The sequence below is a fragment of the Rathayibacter sp. Leaf299 genome (genome assembly GCF_001423055.1).
In the GTDB taxonomy this organism is placed as follows: Bacteria; Actinomycetota; Actinomycetes; order Actinomycetales; family Microbacteriaceae; genus Rathayibacter; species Rathayibacter caricis.
This window is the reverse complement of the sequence record NZ_LMNT01000002.1, coordinates 534,838-550,850: the sequence shown is the minus strand read 5'-3', so window position 1 is coordinate 550,850 and position 16,013 is coordinate 534,838. Positions and strand designations below refer to the sequence as shown.

The following is a 16,013-nucleotide window of genomic DNA, read 5'->3' as shown; positions in this document are numbered from 1 at the left end:
GCTCCTCCCCAGGCGCGCTCGCCGCTAGCACTCCACGGACGGCGCGGCCAGCACTTCGCGGTGCGGGCGGCCTCGCGGATCATGGAGGGACCATGAGCACCTCCTCCCCGACCCTCGTCTGGCTCCGCGACGACCTCCGCCTGGCCGACAACCCCGCGCTGCGTGCGGCGATTGATCGCGGCGCCCCGATCGCGGTCTGCTACGTGCTCGATGACGAGTCGCCGGGCATCCGACCGCTGGGCGGCGCTGCCCGCTGGTGGCTGCACGGCAGCCTCAGCGCGCTGCGCGACGACCTCTCCGCGATCGGCGGAACGCTGATCCTGCGCCGCGGACCCGCGGAGGCCGTGATCCTGCAGCTCGCCGAGGAGCTCGGTGCCGGCGCCGTGCACTGGAACCGGCGGTACGGCGGTGCGGAGCGCGCGGTGGACACCGCGGTGAAGGAGGGGCTCCGCTCGCTCGGCACCGAGGCCGAGAGCCACCAGGGATCGCTCCTGTTCGAGCCGTGGACCGTGCAGACCGGCGGCGGCGGCCCCTACTCCGTCTACACGCCGTTCGCCCGCGCCTGCAAGAAGAAGGAGGCGCCCCGCGCGCCGCTCCCCCGGCCGCGCTCGATCGAGGGAGTCGCCTCGGCTGTCGAGTCCGACCGGCTCGACGACTGGGGCCTGCTGCCGACCCGACCCGACTGGGCGGGCGGGCTCCGCGAGCGCTGGGTGCCGGGCGAGAAGGCGGCGGCCGAGCGGTTGCGGGCCTTCATCGCCGAGCAGCTCGACGACTACTCCGACGGCCGCGACCGACCCGCCGACGATGCCACCTCGAACCTCTCGGCGCACCTGCGCTGGGGCGAGATCAGCCCGTTCCAGGTGTGGCAGGCCGTCGTGGAGTCGCGCGGCGAGGGACCGCACCACGAGCAGGGGCGCGAGCGCTTCGCCTCGGAGGTGCTGTGGCGCGAGTTCTGCTACCACCTGCTGTTCCACTGGCCCGATCTCGCGACGGCCAACTTCGACACCCGCTTCGACCGCTTCCCCTGGGCGCACGCGACGCAGCACGACATCGACGCCTGGCATCGGGGCCGCACCGGCTATCCGCTCGTGGACGCCGGCATGCGCGAGCTCTGGCGGACGGGCTACATGCACAACCGCGTCCGGATGGTCACGGCCTCGTTCCTGATCAAGAACATGCTCGTCGACTGGCGCGTGGGCGAGGAGTGGTTCTGGGACACGCTCGTCGACGCGGATCCCGCGAGCAACGCGGCCAACTGGCAGTGGGTCGCCGGGTCCGGCGCCGACGCGTCTCCGTTCTTCCGCGTCTTCAATCCGGTGACGCAGTCGCACAAGTTCGATCCCGCCGGCGACTACCTGCGGAAGAACGTGCCCGAGCTGGCCTCCGTGGAGGGCTCCGCGATCCACGAGCCGTGGACGCTCGCCGAGACCCTCACTCCGGAGGGCGAGGACTACCCGGCGCCGATCCTCGACCTCAAGGAGACGCGGGCGCACGCGCTCGACGCCTTCGCCCGGATCAAGAGCTCGCCGCGGAGCATCGCGCACCCCTCGGACGACTGAGCGGCGGCCCCGGGACGGGTCAGATGTACATCGCGGGATCGATGAAGAACGCCGGGTCGGCCACCGACTCCTCGGCGCGGCCGAGTGCGCGGAGGTCGCGGGCCGGGATCCCGACCAGCACCGCTCCGTCGCCCGCATCCTTCACGACGACCGCGTTGGCGCCGACGCTCACGTCGGAGCCGAGGACGATCGGCCCGAGCACGACCGATCCCGCGCCCAGCACGACCCGGTCGCCGATCGACGGGTGCCGGCGCTCACGCCGGGTCGAGCGCCCGCCGAGCGTGACCCCGTGGTACAGCAGGCAGTCGTCGCCGATGCGCGCCGTCTCGCCGATCACGACCCCCATGCCGTGATCGATGAAGAGGCGGCGGCCGATCACCGCGCCCGGATGGATCTCGACCCCCGTCAGTGCCCGCGCCAGCTGCGACAGCAGTCGCGCCGGCAGGCGGAAGCCGCGCCGCCACCAGCGGTGCGCGACGCGGTGCGCCCAGACGGCGTGGAGACCCGGGTACGAGAGCAGCACCTCGAGCGAGCTGCGCGCGGCGGGATCGCGCACTCGGGCGCTGCGCACGTCCTCCCGGAGCCGGGTCAGCACTCCGGGGCGGGTTGCCGAGGGGCTCAGCTGCGGAGGTCCTCGTACAGAACGGTCGAGATGTACCGCTCGCCGAAGTCGCACACGATGGCGACGATCGTCTTCCCCGCGTTCTCGGGCCGCTTCGCGACCTCGAGCGCCGCCCACATGATCGAGCCCGAGGAGATGCCGCCGAGGACACCCTCCTGCGCCGCCATCTCGCGGGCGACGCGGACCGAGTCGTCGAGGGTGACGTCGATGATCTCGTCGTAGACGTCGCGGTCGAGGTTCGCCGGGACGAAGTTCGCCCCGATGCCCTGGATCTTGTGCGGACCGGCGGTGCCCTGCGTCAGCAGCGGCGAGTCGATCGGCTCGACGCCGATGATCTGCACGTCGGGCTTGCGCTCCTTGAGGACCTGGCCGACGCCGGTGATGGTGCCGCCCGTGCCGATGCCGGCGACGAACACGTCGACCTCGCCGTCGGTGTCGTTCCAGATCTCCTCGGCGGTGGTGCGGCGGTGCACCTCGGGGTTCGCGGCGTTCTCGAACTGGCGCGCGAGGATCGCCCCGGGCGTCTCGGCCACGATCGCCTGAGCGCGCTCGACCGCGCCGCGCATGCCCTCGCCGCCCGGGGTGAGCACGATCTCCGCCCCGTAGGCGCGCAGCAGGACCCGGCGCTCGACCGACATGGTCTCGGGCATCGTCAGGATCACCCTGTAGCCGCGCGCCGCGCCGACGAGCGCCAGGGCGATGCCCGTGTTGCCGCTCGTCCCCTCGACGATGGTGCCGCCCGGCGGCAGCTCTCCCGAGGCCTCGGCCGCGTCGACGATCGCGACTCCGATGCGGTCCTTCACGCTGTTCGCCGGGTTGTAGAACTCGAGCTTCGCGAGCACCGTGGCGCTCTCGGCGCCCGAGAGGCGGTTGATGCGGACGAGCGGGGTGTTGCCGACGAGCTGCGTCACGTCGTCGTGGATGCGTGCCATGGTGTGTGCTTCCTGGGGGGAGGGGCCGTCCCGGGGCCCCGGGGCCGGCGCTGGTGCCGAGTGGTGCTGGGTCGAGGTGCTGGTGCGGTGCTCACGAGGGCCCGCACCCCCACGATACGGATGCATCGGCTCGGAGGAAGCCCTGTGACGCCGCGCCGCTCCACGGCGATCCGCACCTGCCGCTATCAGCTCGGAGCGTCCGCTGTACATCCCCCGCCAGAGCGGATGTCGTCCTGTCGGGGGACCCCTGCGCGAGGGGCCGGTCACGTACCATTCTCACGGGGGACATCGCGCGACGGCCGCGAGGCTCTGCGCCGCCCGTCCCCCTCCGAAGACCGCGGTCCGCCGCGCCGAAAGGACCTCCGCTCCATGGCTCTCCCCACCGCGTCCCGCCGCTCCGACAGGCCGCTCGGGATGTCGTTGAGGGCCGTCATGGGGTTCATCGGCATGAGCGCGGTCGCCGGGGTCCTGATCACGGTCGGGGTGACCCCCGCGCTCGCGCTGACGGGCCTCGCGACGACGAACACGATCGGGTTGTTCCAGAACCTGCCCGGCTACCTCGACGTCGGCCAGACCATGCAGCGCACCAACATCTTCGCGGGCGACGGCACCACGCTCCTCGCCTCCGTCTACGACCAGAACCGCGTCGAGGTCGGTTGGGACGAGGTGGCGCAGACCGCCAAGGACGCCGCCGTCGCCGGTGAGGACCCGCGCTTCTACGAGCACGGCGGGATCGACGTCCAGGGCACCCTGCGCGCCCTTGCCGTGACCCTCTCGGGCGACGACCTCCAGGGCGGCTCCTCGATCACCCAGCAGTACGTCAAGAACGTGCTGGTGCAGAAGGCGGAGTCGATCGCCGACGAGGCCGAGCGCGCCGCGGCGTACAAGGTCGCCACCGCGCCGACGCCGGAGCGCAAGCTCAAGGAGATGCGCCTCGCGATCGGCCTCGAGAAGGAGTACTCGAAGGACGACATCCTCCTCGGCTACCTCAACATCGCCCTCTTCGGCGGCACCGTCTACGGGATCGAGGCCGCTGCGAACTACTACTACGGCATCCCGGCGAGCCAGCTCTCGACCTCCCAGGCGGCGGCGCTGCTCGCGATCGTCAACAATCCCGAGAAGTTCCGGTTCGACGACCCCTCGAGCGAGGTGAACGGCGCCGCCAACGGCTACGCCGTGACCAAGGAGCGCCGCGACTACATCCTCGGCGAGGAGCTGAAGTACGGGAAGATCGACCAGGCGACCTACGACGCCGCGATCGCGGAGCCGATCACCCCGAACATCACGCAGCCCTCGACGGGCTGCGCGACCGCGGGCGACGCCGCGTACTTCTGCGACTACGTGCTCAACGTGCTCCGCAACGACGAGGTCTTCGGAGCCACCGACGACGAGCGCTACCAGCGCATCCGCCAGGGCGGCTTCGATGTCGTGACCACGCTCGACCTCGACATCCAGAGCGCCTCCCAGGAGTCGCTCAGCGCCTACGTCCCCGCGACCGACCCGCGCTTCGCCGTCGGCGCGACCGCCGCCTCGGTGCAGGCCGGCACCGGACGCGTCCTCTCGATGGTGCAGAACACCCGTTACAGCCAGGACCCCGAGGTCATCGCGACGAGCCCCGAGTACTCGGCGATCAACCTCAACGTCGACGCGGACATGGGCGGCGGCACGGGAGTCCAGACCGGGTCGACGTTCAAGGTGTTCACCCTCGCGGAGTGGCTGCGCGCCGGCCACACCGTCAACGAGTCGTTCCCGTCGCCGACCGGCGGCTTCTCCGGCTACTCGCAGAAGTGCAACATCGCGAACGACGGTTTCTACGCCGGCTCCCGCTTCGCACCCCGCAACGACGTCGCCTCCGAGAACGCCTCGTCGATGACCGCGCTGACCGCGACGGCGAACTCGATCAACACGGGCTTCATGGGCATGGCCCACGAGCTCGATCTGTGCGACATCCGCACCACCGCGGAGTCGTTCGGCGTGCACCGCGCCGATGGCACGGAGCTGCGCAACGGACCGGCGTTCGTGCTCGGCACCAACGAGATCGCGCCGCTGACGATGGCGGTCGCGTACGCGGGGATCGCCAACGACGGCGTCGCCTGCTCGGCCGTCGTGATCGACCGGATCACCGACGCGAACGGCGCGGCGGTGGCCGTCCCCTCGGCTGACTGCTCCGCGGCCGTCTCGGCGGACGTGGCGCACGGCATGCAGTACGCGATGCAGCGCGTGATGACCTCGGGCACCGGTCAGGCGTCGAACCCGTACAACGGCATCGAGCACATCGGCAAGACCGGCACTACGGACGACGCCGCGGACGTGTGGACGGCCGGGGCGAGCCGTGCCGTCTCGCTCGCGGTGTGGGTCGGCAGCACCAAGGGTCGTGCGAACGGCTCGAAGGTCAGCCTGCGCCAGCTGAGCCTCACCGGGACCGAGGGCACGGTCCGCGCCTCGAACGCCCGCCACGTGATCTTCCGGCCGATCATGGCCGCGATCGACGCGAAGTACGGCGGGGACGACTTCACCGACCCGCCCACGTCGATGCTCGCCTCCTCGCCCCGCCGCGGCACCGTCTCGTCCGTCCCCGACGTGACCGGCCAGACCGTCGAGGCGGCCACCGCGACGCTGACCGCCGCCGGCTTCACCGTCGGCCGCAACGAGGTCGTGCAGTCGTCCTCCGTGCCCGCGGGCTCGGTCGTCTCGACCACCCCCAGCGCCGAGGAGGACGTCCTCACCGGGACCGTGATCCCCCTGCAGGTCAGCTCGGGCGAGCCCCCCGCGAACTCGAGCGACATCTCGGATCTGAACGGCGATCTGATCGGACAGTGACGTGGGACGGTGACCTCGGGCCGATGACCTCGCGACGACGGCTCCTCCGCACCGCGACCGACGCGCAGCGCGCCTCCGCGATGCGACCGGGAACCTCGCCTACAGTGCTGGTGCAGCGAGAGGATCAATCCTGAAGCGACCGAACGTCCCCGTCTTCCAGCCCCGTCGAACCGTCCACGGAGCCCTCGGCGCGCTGTTCGGATTCGTCATCGTCAGCGTCCTCGCCGGCCTGCTGGCGACCCTCGCGGTCGCCCCTGCCGTCGCCCTGACCGGGGCGGCGACCTCCGGGACGATCTCGGCGTTCCAGTCGCTGCCGAGCTACCTCGAGGTCGGGGCGCTCATGCAGAAGACCGACGTCTACGCCGGCGACCCGGAGGATCCGACACTCCTCGCCTCCTTCTACGACCAGAACCGCATCGAGGTCTCGTCGGACCGCATCGCCGATTCCGTCAAGGACGCGCTCGTCGCCAGCGAGGATCCGCGGTTCTTCGACCACGGCGGCATCGACCTCCAGGGCACCCTGCGCGCGATCGCGAGCACCTACGTCCTGAACAGCGAGACGCAGGGCGGGTCGTCGATCACCCAGCAGTACGTCAAGAACGTGCTGGTGCAGAAGGCCGAGACGATCAGCGATGAGGCGGATCGCGAGAAGGCCTACGCCGACGCCACGGCGACGACACCGGAGCGCAAGCTCCGGGAGATGCGCCTCGCGATCGGACTCGAGAAGGAGTACTCGAAGGACGACATCCTGCTCGGCTATCTCAACATCGCCCTGTTCGGAGGGACGGTCTACGGCATCGAGGCTGCGGCCGAGTACTACTACGGCGTCCCGGCCGCCGACCTCACGGTGGGGCAGTCCGCCGCGCTCCTGGCCATCGTGAACAATCCCGAGAAGTTCCGCTTCGACCGTCCGGACGATGCGGACAACGGCGAGGCGAACGGCTACGCACTGACCACCGCCCGCCGCGACTACATCCTCGATCGCATGCTCGAGTACGGGAGGATCGACGCCGCTGTGCACGACGCCGCCGTCGAGGAGGTGCTCCAGCCACGTATCACCCCGCCGTCGACCGGCTGCCAGACCGCGGGGGACGCGGCGTACTTCTGCGACTACGTCTCGCACGTGCTGCGGAACGACCGCGCGCTCGGCGACACCGACGACGAGCGGTATGCGGCGGTGAAGCGCGGCGGACTCAAGGTCTACACGACGATCGACCTCGCGATGCAGGAGCGCTCGGCCGATGTCATGTCCGAGCAGGTCCCCGCGACGGATCCCCGCTTCGACGTCGGTGCCGCAGCGGTCGGGGTCGAGACCGGGACCGGGCGCATCCTCTCGATGGTGCAGAACAAGCGCTACAGCCAGGATCCCGAGCAGATCGCGTCGGAGGACGGCGGCGAGTACTCCGCGATCAATCTGAACGTCGATGCGGCCTACGGGGGCGGAAACGGCTTCCAGACGGGTTCGACCTACAAGGTCTTCACCCTCATCGAGTGGCTGGAGAACGACCACACGCTGCTCGAGCAGTTCGACGCGCGGAACCAGAACTGGACCGGCTTCCGCGACAGCTGCGACGGGACGCAGAACTACGCCTCCTTCAATCCGCAGAACAACGGCGGGCAGATCTTCCCCGACTCGCTGAACGCGCTCGAGTCGACGATCCAGTCCATCAACACCGGATTCATCGGGATGGCGCACCTGCTCGATCTCTGCGCGATCCGCGAGACGGCCGAGGCGTTCGGCGTGCACCGGGCCGACGCCACGGCGCTCCTCAAGTCGCCGGCGACCGTGCTCGGCACGAACGAGATCGCCCCGCTCACGATGGCCGTCGCCTACGCCGGCATCGCGAACGACGGAGTCACCTGCTCGGCCGTCGCGATCGACTCGATCGTGGGCCCCGACGGACAGGACATCGCCGCACCCGAATCCAGCTGCACTCGCTCGATGGGCTCCGACGTCGCCCACGCGACTCAGTACGCCCTCCTCCAGGTCACGTCGCAGGGGACCGGCGCGGCCGCGAGCCCGGGGGACGGCACCGAGCACATCACCAAGACCGGGACGACCGATGCGGCGGCGGACGGGTGGACTCTCGGCGCCTCCACCGAGGTCGCGCTGGCCGTGTGGGTCGGCAGCATCTCGCCGTTGAACCCCGCGGGCGACCGGATGGCGCTGGACTCGATCGACTTCGACAGCGGGTCCGCGATCCTCGCGCGCCATCGGATCTGGAATCCGGTGATGGCGGCGTACGACGACGCCTACGGCGGCCGCGCTTTCACCCGCGCGGACGAGTCCTTCCTGACCGCACCGCGGGTGACCGTCCCCGACGTGTCCGGTCGCAGCGTCGACGCGGCGACGAGCGCGCTCCGAGCGGCCGGCCTGATGGTCGGCGACACCGCCCAGATCGACTCGGAGGTGCCGACGGGACAGGTCGCGCTGACGGAACCCGCAGCGGGGACGTCGGTCGTCAAGGGCTCCGAAGTCGGACTGCGCCTGAGCACGGGGGCCACCGCCACCGCTCCGCCCCAGCCGTCCGTCTGACCGTCGAGGAGACGTCTCGCGGGAAGAGGTGCGGGCGGGCCCGGTCAGCGCCCGAGCGCTCTTACGCGACGGCGGCCGGGCACGGCCAGCAGGAGCACCGCGGCGACGAGCACCGCCACTCCGAGGACGGCGTCGGGCGTGAGGAGCTCGCCGAGCAGCGCGACGCCCAGGAGGGTCGCCGTCGCGGGCTCGACGAGGGTCAGGGTCGACACGGTCGCGGCGGGCAGGACCCGGAGGCCCCGCGCGAAGAAGGTGTAGGCGATCGCCACCGTCACGACGCCGAGCCAGAGGACGGCGGGGAGTGCCGGGCCCAGCCTGCTCGCATCGCCCGCGAGCAGCACCGGCAGCGAGAGCAGCGCGGCGACCCCGAACTGCGACCCCATCGCCGCCGCGGGCGTGAACCTGCGCTCGAGCAGCAGCTTGCCGCAGACGGCGTAGAGGGCGTAGGAGGCGCCCGCGCCCGCGGAGCCGAGCAGCCCCGGCACCGAGACGCCCGCGGATCCGCCGCCCGTGACGAGCCCCGCGAGCAGCACCACGCCGACGGCCGCCAGCGCGGTCGACGCGAACCAGCGCCGGCTGGGCGCGGTGCGCAGCACGAGCCATTCGAGCAGCCCGGTGAACGCCGGCGCGGAGCCCAGCGCCACGATCGTGCCGACGGCCACTCCGTTCTCGGCCGTGCCGGTGAAGAACGCGGGCTGGTACGCCGCGACTCCCGCGGCCCCGAGCAGCACGAGGACGAGCACCGCAGCGGAGGGCCGCGCGACCCGACGCGACCGGGCGGTCTCGACGCCGAGGAGCAGCGCCAGCAGCGCACCGCCGAGGACGATGCGCGCGGCCCCGAGCAGGAGCGGATCGAGTCCCTCGGCTCCCAGCGCCTGAGCGGTTCCGGTGGTGCCGAAGCAGACGGCGGCGAGGACCACGGCGCCGATCGCCGGCAGGCGCGCGTTCATCCGGTCCCCGATCCCGCACCGGTCGGCGCGCCGCACCAGTCTTCCAGGACGCGCGCCCGCGACCCGACTCGCGCCCGGCGCCGCGCGTTCCGTCGTTTCCCAGGATCCCGTCGAGCGGGCGGCGGAGGATGAGGGGTAGCGTCGACGCCGTCGGCAGGAGAGGCGGGGTCATGGGCATCGCGGAGCCGTTCGACGTCGAGAGCTACAGCAGGAGCGCCCACGGCAGCCTCCGGGAGGACTTCTCGATCCGGGAGTTCGAGGACGTGCCGCTCGACCGCGAGGCGATCGTCGCCACCGCCTACCTCCGCGCTCTCGAGCACGCGGTGATCGCGCGCGTCCTGCCCGTCGCACGGACGCACCCGGACGCCCGGGTCCGCGGCTTCGCGAGCGCCTGGGCCGCCGAGCGGCACCGCATCGCCGACGCGCTCGGCGACGTGCTGACCGCCTCGCCGCGCATCCGCGGCGTCGAGACGGCGCCGCCGGAGCCGGTCGCCGCTCCGTCGGCCCTGCGCGCCCGCGTCGCGCGGCTCCTGCCCGGGCCGGTCGCGCTCGTACTCGCGGTCGACTCCCACATCGCGCTGCACGCCTACCGCCGCCTCGCACGGCTCTCGCTGCACCCCGAGATGGAGCGCCTCGCGGAGGCCGTCAGCGGGATCCTCGAGCGCCACGCCGACTTCTTCGGCGAGCTCGCCGCCTCGCATCTGGGGCGTCCGCTGCCCGGCCGGATCGCGGCCGCGACGCTGCTCTGGGCGCTCCACCTCCCGATCGGCGAGGCCGACCTGCCCGAGGCGCTCGCCCGCGAGGCCCGCGAGCTGGTCTTCGGGAGGGACGACGGCGGCCTCGAGGGCATCGACGCGGGAGTCGCCGGCGCGTTCTGCCTGCCCTGCACCGCCGCTCAGCGCCTCGTGCACCCGCACCGAGCGCCGTCGCTCCGCGCCGCCACCGCGGTCGGTCGCCGCGCGGCCGACGTCGTGCACGCGGTCCGCACCGCGCGCGAGGCCGCGGAGCAGGCCTCGCGCTGACACGAGCGCGCGGGTCAGCGCTGACGAGCGCGCGGGTCAGCCCAGCAGCTCCCGCACGTCCTCGGCCGTGATGCCGCCGGCTGACGCCGCTCCGTCGTCCGACATGACCGCGGCGAACAGGGCGGCCTTCGCCTCCTTGAGCGCCATGACCTTCTCCTCGATCGTGTCCTTCGCCACGAGGCGGTAGACCATCACCGAGCGGGTCTGGCCGATGCGGTGCGCGCGGTCGACGGCCTGCGACTCCGTCGCCGGGTTCCACCACGGGTCGAGCAGGATGCAGTAGTCGGCCTCGGTGAGGTTGAGGCCGAAGCCGCCCGCCTTCAGCGAGATGAGGAACACGCCCGCCTCGCCCGAGCGAAAGCGGTCGATGACCTCGTCGCGCTTCTTCGTCGCGCCGTCGAGGTAGGCGTACTCGATCCCCGCCCCGTCGAGGCGGTCGCGCACGCGGCCGAGGAAGCGGGTGAACTGGCTGAAGACCAGCACGCGGTGGCCCTCGGAGAGCGCATCCGCGAGCAGCTCGTCGAGCAGGTCGAGCTTGGTCGAGGGCACGGTGGCGTGCGCCTCGTCGACGAGCGCGGCGTCCAGCGCGACCTGGCGGAGCACCGTGAGCGCCCGGAAGATCGCGAAGCGGTTCTTCTCGAAGTCGCCGATCAGGCCGAGCACGCGCTGCCGCTCCCGGGCGAGGTAGGTGTCGTAGACCTTCCGCTGGCGCGCACCGAGCTCGACCTCGATGGTCTGCTCCTGCTTGGGCGGCAGCTCCGTGGCGACGAGCTCCTTCGTGCGGCGCAGCATCAGCGGGCGGATGCGGCGGCGCAGCTGCGTGAGGCGCTCGGTGTCGGCCTCCCGCTCGATCGGCTTCTGGTAGTACTCGGCGAAGCCGGCCGGCGAGGGGAAGAGGCCCGGAGCCACGATGGAGAGCAGCGACCACAGCTCCATCACGTTGTTCTCCATCGGCGTGCCCGTGATGGCGAGCTTGAACGGCACATCGAGGCGGCGGGCGAGCTGGTGCGTCGCCGACTGCCGGTTCTTGACGAACTGCGCCTCGTCCAGCATGAGACCGGCCCACTGGATGCCCGCGTAGGACTCGTAGTCGAGGCGGAAGAGGGCGTAGGAGGTGACGACGAGCTCGGCCTCGCCGATCGTGCTCGTGAGGGCGCGGCGCTTCTTCTTCGACGTCTCGTCGATGCCGACGACCGTGAGCCCCGGTGCGAACCGCTTCGCCTCGCCGACCCAGTTGGGCACGACGCTCGTCGGCGCGACGACCAGGAAGGGGCGCGGGGAGGTGCCCGCGTCGCCCGCAGCGGCCCGCTGCTCCTGCATCGCGCGGGCGATGAGGGCGAGGGACTGCACGGTCTTGCCGAGGCCCATGTCGTCGGCGAGCACGCCGCCGAGCTGGTTGTCGTAGAGGAACGACAGCCAGTCGTAGCCGAGCTGCTGGTAGGGCCGGAGCTCGACCTGGAAACCGTCGGGCAGGGGGCGCGACTCGAGCGCACCGGTGGCGGTGAAGCCCGAGAGGCCCTCGACGGCGCGGCGCCACGCGGCGGCCTGCGCCTCGACGACACCGAGCTCGACGAGCTCGTCCCACAGGGAGGACTGGAATCGGCTGATGCGCAGCGTCTCGCCCGGGTCGTCCGAGAGCTCGCGCGCCTCGGCGATGAGCTCGCGCAGCCGCCCGAAGCGCTCGTCGTCGAGGGCGAAGTAGACGCCGCTGGGCAGCACCATGTACTCGTCGCCGCGGGCCAGGGCGAGGAAGATCTCGGCGAGCGGCACGGCCTCGTCATTGACGGTGACCGAGATCTCGAGGTTGAACCAGTCGCGGCTGTCGGGCTGGGCCACGGTCTGCACGGCGACGACGGGCGCGGTCTCGGCCTCGCGGTACTCGACGCGCTCGCCGATCTCCTCGATCTCGACCGTGCCGAGCTCGCGCAGGCGCTCCACCTCGCCGGTGAGGAAGCCCACGGTGGCCATGCCGCGCAGGTCGAAGGTCGGGCGCAGCCGCCTGCTCGAGGGCGAGACGAGGGCGGGAGTCGCCTCGGGGTCGATGCCGGCCGCACCGAGCGAGTCGAGGATCCGCTGCTCCGCCTCGGGATCGCGGTAGCCGGTCTCGTCGTCCAGCCGCAGCGGCAGGCGCTCGGCGTCGCCGCCGCGGGCGCCCTCGACGCCGTAGCGCCACCACCACGAGCCGCGGAGTCCCGCACCGTCGGTGTGCTCGAGCGTCAGGCCGAGGCGCGGCTCGGGCACCGCGGGGGCCTCGAAGGAGTCGTCGCGCGAGACGACCGCGAACAGGCGGTGCAGGCGCTGGTAGTGCTCGGTGAGGAACGCCGCCTCCTCCTGCGCCGGGATGCGGATGGGCTCGCGGCTCCAGAGGAACGTGCGGGCGGAGGAGAGCAGCGGAGCCGCGAACGGCACGAGGGTGACGGGGCGCGCTCGCAGCTCGTCGCCGGGCTCCCAGAGGTAGAGGCCGACCGCGGGGTCGCCGATGAAGCCGAACTCCTCGGGTGCGGGGCTGTCGCCGATCGCGATGAGCGAGCGCAGCTCGAGGCCGGTCGATGTGCGGGTGACGTCGATGGAGGCGGTCGCCGTGGTGTCGAGGATCCGCAGCGGGGTCTGGTCGCGGTCGCCCATGACCAGGCCGATGCCCGCGCGGACCGCGCCGTGCAGAGCGGCCCAGATGGCCTCGCTCCGGCAGCCGTCGAGGTAGAGCCAGGTGTCGGGCGAGTAGTAGCTCGAGGCGCTGTGCCCCGAGAGAAGCCCCTGAATCTCGCGGACGACGTCGATCTGGCGCTCGTCGTAGTCGTGGCTGTAGTGCAGGTAGCCGAGGTCGCGCCAGCTGGTGCCGGTGCGGACCCAGCGGTCGCGGTCGCCCATCCGCACCGGGCGCACGCCCAGTCGCGGGCGCGGCTCGGGCGGCGGCCGGTAGCTGTTGTAACGGCCGGGCGGGCGCCGCACGGGCTCGCCGGGGAGGAGCTCGAACTGCAGGCCGAGCGGGATGCCGGAGCGCGCCCGCTCCATGCCCGCGAGCAGCGGTGCCAGCGCGCTGCGCCACTCCGGGACCGCGTCGGCGCCGGTCTCGCCCGCGAACGGGCCGGCGAGGCCGCCCTCGCGCTCGCGGCGCAGGGCCTCGACGAGCACCGCCGCCACGTGCTTGCACTCGTGCTTGACCGGGCAGCTGCAGGCGCCGCCGAGGAGGATCGAGCGGCCGGCGTCCTCGCGCAGCTGCACGCTGACGGCGTAGGGCGAGCGCGCGGATCCGCGGACCTGGCCGAAGAGGCGAGTTCGGCCGCCGAACCACTGCAGCTCGCCGACCCGGCCCTCGTCGGCGTAGACGGTGCCCTTCTCGAACGCGGCGGTGCCGACGAGCGCACGGATGTCCTGCTCGGAGAACGGCTCCTGCGCGGCGGTCTCCGCGGCCTCGGCGGTCTCCTGCGGGGCGGGCGCGGCCGAGGGCTGCGCGTCGCTCGAGGGACTCCGGCGGGCCATGGACCTCACGCTCTCCGCGCTCCGATCGAAGCGCATCCGTCCATTCAACCCGATTCCGGAGCCGCTGCGAGCCGCGGGCCGGGATCCGTGGAGGCGCGGAGCCTGCCTACGATGGTCGGATGCCCCGTCTGGCCGTCGTCTCGGCGCACACCTCCCCCCTCGAGCAGCCGTCGACGGGGGACGCGGGCGGGATGAACGTGTACCTCGCCGCGGTGCTGCCGGAGCTCGCCCTCCGGGGCTGGGACGTGGTGGTGCTGACGCGCGGCGAGGAGTCCGGCCCGCTCGCTCCGGGCGTCGAGGTCGTGGGCGTGCCGGTCGGGGCGGGCGACAAGTACGCCCTGGCGGAGGCCGCTCCCGTGTTCGCGCGAGCCGCGGCGGGTGCGGACGTGGTGCACTCGCACTACTGGGTCTCGGGACTGGCGGGAGCGCTGACCGGGCTGCCGCACGTGCACTCGATGCACTCGAGCTCGCTGGCGAAGAACGCGCGCCTCGCTCCGGGCGACTCCCCCGAGCCGCCCGAGCGGATCGAGGCCGAGCGCTCGGTGCTCGCCTCGGCCGACGCCGTGGTGGTCGCGGGTGCGGCCGAGCGGGCGGACGTCGAGGGCGGCTACGGCGTGCATCCGTCGCGCGTCGTCGTCGTGCCGCCGGGGGTCGATCCTCGGTTCCGGCCAGGGAAGGGCGAGCGCGCCGACGAGATCGTGCTCGTCGGTCGGGTGCAGCCGCTCAAGGGGCAGCTGCTCGCGGTGCAGGCGCTGGCGCGGATCCCGGTCGCCGAGCGGCCCCTCCTCCGGATCGTCGGCGGGCCCGCGCCCGGCCGCGAGGGCTACCTGACGCAGGTGCAGGAGGCGGCGCGCGAGCTGGGCGTCGCCGCGAGCGTCCGCTTCGACGGAGTGGCCGACCGCGACGGGGTGGCGGAGCGGCTCCGGCGCGCCCGCCTGGCCCTGGTGCCCTCGGCGGCCGAGACGTTCGGGCTCATCGCACTCGAGGCCGCGGCGTCGGGGACGCCCGTGGTCGCCCGCCGGACGACCGGGCTGGTCGACGCGGTGCGCGACGCGGGGAGCGGCGTGCTGATCGACTCCGCCGACCCGGGCGAGTGGGCCGAGCGGATCCGCGAGCTGCTGGCCGACCCCGACGAGCGGAAGCGGCTCGGCCGCGGCGGCGTCGCCTGGGCGGCGGCGCACAGCTGGGGCGCGGCGGCCGGGCAGCTCGACGCGCTGTACCGCGGGCTGATCCGCTAGGTCCGGCTAGTCGACGACCGGCACCGTGCCCGGATCGAGGCGGGCGCCGCTCGTCGAGTGGTACCAGGGGGCGAGCCGGCCGGGCGAGACCGCGACCATGGCGGCGCCGGTGAAGCCCGCGTCGTTGCCGAAGCGGGCCGGGACGATCTCGGTGCCGATGTCGAGGAATCCGGCGAACTCGTCGAAGACGTGCGCGGCGGCGCCTCCGATCACGAACAGCTGCGGCGAGAGCAGCATCTCGAGGTGGCGGTAGTAGACGCTGAGGCGGCCCGCCCACTCCTCGAGGGTGATGCCCTCGCGGCGGACGGCCGAGAAGCCCACGCGAGGCTCGAAGTCGGGACCGTCGATGTGCACGTGGCCGAGCTCGGAGTTGGGGATCACGACGCCCTCGTGCACGAGCGCCGTGCCGATGCCCGTGCCGAGGGTGGTGAGCAGGAGCAGGCCCTCGCGGTCGCGCATCGCGCCGAACTCGCGCTCGGCGACTCCGGCCGCGTCGGCGTCGTTCACGACGACCACGTCGACCCCGGTCGCCTCGGACAGCAGGGCCTGGGCGTCGAGGCCGACCCAGCGCTGCGAGACGTGGGTGGTCTGCCGGACGACGCCGCCGCGGACGATGCCGGGGAAGCCGACTCCGACGGGCGTCCCCGCGATCGGCGAGACGTCGCGGACGATGCCGGCGATCGCCGCGGCGAAGTCCTCGGGCTCCTTGCCCAGCGGGTTCGCGACGGCGAAGCGGCGGGCGGCCCTCTCTCCGGTGGTCACGTCGACGAGGGACGCCTTGATCGACGTTCCGCCGATGTCGACGCCGACGGCGAAGCGCGGGAGGACGCCGTCCTGGGGCTGGGTCACGGATG

10 protein-coding genes are annotated in these 16,013 nt (G+C 72.6%); 5 read left to right on the top strand and 5 right to left on the bottom strand.

The genetic code is table 11. The features are described 5' to 3' along the window. Nucleotides 1–92 precede the first annotated feature (92 nt). Nucleotides 93–1,559, top strand: coding sequence for a cryptochrome/photolyase family protein (locus ASF48_RS09770; protein ID WP_055790377.1), 1,467 nt, complete (start codon nt 93–95; stop codon nt 1,557–1,559). A 19-nt stretch (nt 1,560–1,578) separates the two neighbouring features. Here the strand turns inward: ASF48_RS09770 and epsC are convergent, their stop codons facing one another. Together epsC and cysK are read right to left on the bottom strand one after the other, a co-directional pair. Further along, a complete protein-coding gene (gene epsC, locus ASF48_RS09765) occupies nt 1,579–2,130 on the bottom strand; it encodes a serine O-acetyltransferase EpsC (protein ID WP_235577226.1) in 552 nt (183 codons plus the stop codon). A 47-nt stretch (nt 2,131–2,177) separates the two neighbouring features. Then, on the bottom strand, nt 2,178–3,113 hold the full coding sequence (gene cysK, locus ASF48_RS09760) for a cysteine synthase A (protein ID WP_055790372.1): 936 nt from the start codon (nt 3,111–3,113) through the stop codon (nt 2,178–2,180). Nucleotides 3,114–3,482: 369 nt separating this feature from the next. Between cysK and ASF48_RS09755 the strand changes: the two genes are divergently transcribed. Both ASF48_RS09755 and ASF48_RS09750 read left to right on the top strand, forming a co-directional pair. After that, nucleotides 3,483–5,933 (top strand): transglycosylase domain-containing protein, encoded by a 2,451-nt coding sequence (locus ASF48_RS09755; protein WP_162238033.1) that lies wholly within the window; start codon nt 3,483–3,485, stop codon nt 5,931–5,933. A 340-nt stretch (nt 5,934–6,273) separates the two neighbouring features. After that, nucleotides 6,274–8,469 carry a transglycosylase domain-containing protein gene (locus tag ASF48_RS09750; protein ID WP_055790367.1) on the top strand — a complete coding sequence of 732 codons (2,196 nt, stop codon included), beginning with the start codon at nt 6,274–6,276 and terminating at the stop codon, nt 8,467–8,469. Between the two features lie 44 nt (nt 8,470–8,513). On the opposite strand, the gene ASF48_RS09745 is transcribed toward ASF48_RS09750, so the two are convergent. Next, on the bottom strand, nt 8,514–9,419 hold the full coding sequence (locus tag ASF48_RS09745) for a DMT family transporter (RefSeq protein ID WP_055791508.1): 906 nt from the start codon (nt 9,417–9,419) through the stop codon (nt 8,514–8,516). 170 nt (nt 9,420–9,589) lie between these two features. Here ASF48_RS09745 and ASF48_RS09740 point away from each other — a divergent pair, with 170 nt between their 5' ends. Next, nucleotides 9,590–10,441, top strand: coding sequence for a hypothetical protein (locus ASF48_RS09740; protein WP_055790364.1), 852 nt, complete (start codon nt 9,590–9,592; stop codon nt 10,439–10,441). A 36-nt stretch (nt 10,442–10,477) separates the two neighbouring features. On the opposite strand, the gene ASF48_RS09735 is transcribed toward ASF48_RS09740, so the two are convergent. Beyond that, on the bottom strand, nt 10,478–13,921 hold the full coding sequence (locus tag ASF48_RS09735; RefSeq protein WP_055790360.1) for a DEAD/DEAH box helicase: 3,444 nt from the start codon (nt 13,919–13,921) through the stop codon (nt 10,478–10,480). Between the two features lie 119 nt (nt 13,922–14,040). Here ASF48_RS09735 and ASF48_RS09730 point away from each other — a divergent pair, with 119 nt between their 5' ends. Further along, nucleotides 14,041–15,159, top strand: coding sequence for a glycosyltransferase (locus ASF48_RS09730; RefSeq protein ID WP_082481201.1), 1,119 nt, complete (start codon nt 14,041–14,043; stop codon nt 15,157–15,159). 6 nt (nt 15,160–15,165) lie between these two features. On the opposite strand, the gene ASF48_RS09725 is transcribed toward ASF48_RS09730, so the two are convergent. Next, nucleotides 15,166–16,008: an ROK family protein gene (locus ASF48_RS09725; RefSeq protein ID WP_055790358.1), complete on the bottom strand. Its 843-nt coding sequence runs from the start codon at nt 16,006–16,008 to the stop codon at nt 15,166–15,168. Nucleotides 16,009–16,013 lie beyond the last annotated feature (5 nt).